The sequence below is a fragment of the Trebonia sp. genome (assembly GCF_049794275.1).
GTDB lineage: Bacteria > Actinomycetota > Actinomycetes > Streptosporangiales > Streptosporangiaceae > Trebonia.
Genome location: NZ_JBARCR010001287.1, coordinates 1 through 1,869 on the forward strand (window position 1 = coordinate 1; position 1,869 = coordinate 1,869).

Annotated in this window: 4 protein-coding genes; 2 read left to right on the top strand and 2 right to left on the bottom strand. The window is 70.3% G+C overall.

Features of this window, described 5'->3' with window-relative positions; translation table 11 throughout:
- Positions 1 to 158: 158 nt before the first annotated feature.
- Positions 159 to 656, top strand: coding sequence for a DUF3093 domain-containing protein (locus WA805_RS31295; RefSeq protein WP_425244139.1), 498 nt, complete (start codon positions 159 to 161; stop codon positions 654 to 656).
- 33 nt (positions 657 to 689) lie between these two features.
- On the top strand, positions 690 to 977 hold the full coding sequence (locus tag WA805_RS31300; RefSeq protein ID WP_422337525.1) for a DUF4235 domain-containing protein: 288 nt from the start codon (positions 690 to 692) through the stop codon (positions 975 to 977).
- A 61-nt stretch (positions 978 to 1,038) separates the two neighbouring features.
- On the opposite strand, the gene WA805_RS31305 is transcribed toward WA805_RS31300, so the two are convergent.
- Together WA805_RS31305 and WA805_RS31310 are read right to left on the bottom strand one after the other, a co-directional pair.
- On the bottom strand, positions 1,039 to 1,338 hold the full coding sequence (locus WA805_RS31305) for a DUF4193 domain-containing protein (protein ID WP_422273709.1): 300 nt from the start codon (positions 1,336 to 1,338) through the stop codon (positions 1,039 to 1,041).
- Positions 1,339 to 1,515: 177 nt separating this feature from the next.
- Positions 1,516 to 1,869, bottom strand: a 354-nt coding sequence (locus WA805_RS31310) for an inositol monophosphatase family protein (RefSeq protein ID WP_422322563.1), incomplete at its 5' end; no start/stop codon positions are given.

Genomic DNA, 1,869 nt, shown 5'->3' on the forward strand with positions numbered 1-1,869 from the left:
CGCTGGCTCGCCGTCGGGCGGCGTCTCTTCCGCCACCACGCCGTCCGCCGCGGCCTTGCCGAACCGGAGCCCCGGCACCCGGAGCCCGGGAAAGCCGCCGCCAGGCCGCCTGGCTCCCCGCGCCATCATGCCTCCATCTAACCAACTACGGTGGGGTCATGCAGACACGCAGGGACCGGGCACAGGACGCGTCGTACCGCGAGCGCCTGCTGGTACCCGTCAGCTGGTGGCTGCTCGCCGTCCCCGTCATCGCCGTCCTCGGCGGCGAGGTGTACGCCGGCTTCGGCGGCTGGATCCCGCCGGCGATCTACGCGGTGTTCGTCGTGGCCGTGGCGGGCTTCCTGCTGACCTGGGGCGCGACCACCATCGAGGTGGCGGACGGCACGCTGCGGGCCGGCCGGGCCGAGCTCCCGCTGGACCGGACCTCCGACGTCGTGCCGCTCGACGAGAAACAGGCCGCGCTACTGCGCGGCCCGAGGGCCGACCCGGCGGCCCATCTCATGCTGCGGCCCTACCTGAAGCGCGCGGTATACATCAGGCTCGCCGATCCGGGTAGCGAAGTCCCCTACTGGCTGGTGGCCACCAGGCACCCGGCCGAGCTCGCGACCGCGATCGAGCGCGGGCGGCAGAGCGCGGGACGCCAGGCCGTGGGATGATGACGCTCACTGAAGGGGGCGAGGAGGTAACGGATGAGTAAGAGGAAAGACCGGAAGAAGGACGGTTCCGGCGGGAGCGCGGTCATCTCGGTCGCGGGCATCGCGGTGCCCTTGGTGTTGCGCAAGCTGCTAACCATCGCGTGGGCCAAGGTCGTGGGCAAGGAGGCGCCGATCGACCTGACGAATCCCAAGGTCACGTTCCCCGAAGCGCTGGGCTGGGCCATCGTCCTGGCGATCATCGTGGAGACGTCGCGGTTCGCGATCAACGCGCCGGCCAGGCGCCGTTCGGCGCTCGAGTCCGCCACCACGGAATCAGACTGAGCACGCTACAGCGACCGGTTACCTGGCCCCGCGGGCAGCCCAGCCCGCGGGGCTTCGGTCGTCATGCGGCACACTCGCGGCAGACCAACTGGCCGTTCCTCTCTTCGGCAAGCTGGCTCCGGTGGTGCACAAGGAAGCAACGCGAGCAAGTGAACTCGTCCGCCTGCCGGGGGATCACCCGGAACGAGAGCTCCTCGTTCGACAGATCAGCCCCAGGAAGCTCAAGCGACTCAGCCACGTCGTCCGGATCAAGGTCGATGGTGCTCGACGACTTGTCCATCCGGCGGGCCTGCAGTTCCTGAAGGCTGTCCTCGGTCAAGTCGTCGTCGGTCTTGCGCGGGCTGTCGTAATCGGTAGCCATTTGTGACCCATCCCCCTCCATAGGTGGTGCGCGGTCGCTGCGCGGGTGTAACGCTCCGGGAGCCATAGTTGTGCCCGATTCCGGCGAGGAATTTTCGCACAACACGCCCGGCATGGACGGACCAACACACGGGAAGGTGACAGAATTCCGCCCCGGGGGAGGGTGATCTTCGCTACATCACCCGTCGCGCTCGGCGTCGAGGTCCGCGAGTGCCTCCGCCAGCGCAGGGAAAAGCCCCGGTCCCGCCGCCACCGTCATCGACGTGCTAGGCGGCGCGCCGTGCAGCCCGCCGACGACCGCGCCCGCCTCGGCCGCGATCAGCGCGCCCGCGGCGTAGTCCCAGTAGTTCAGGCCCCGCTCGTAGAACGCGTCCAGCCGGCCGGCGGCCACCGAGCACAGGTCGGCCGACGCCACCCCGGCCCGCCTGATGTCCCGCACCCGGGGCAGCAGCGCGGCGACGACCTCGCCCTGAACCTTCCGCCGCGCCGCCCGGTACCCGAAGCCCGTCGCCACCAGCGCCTGGTCGAGCGG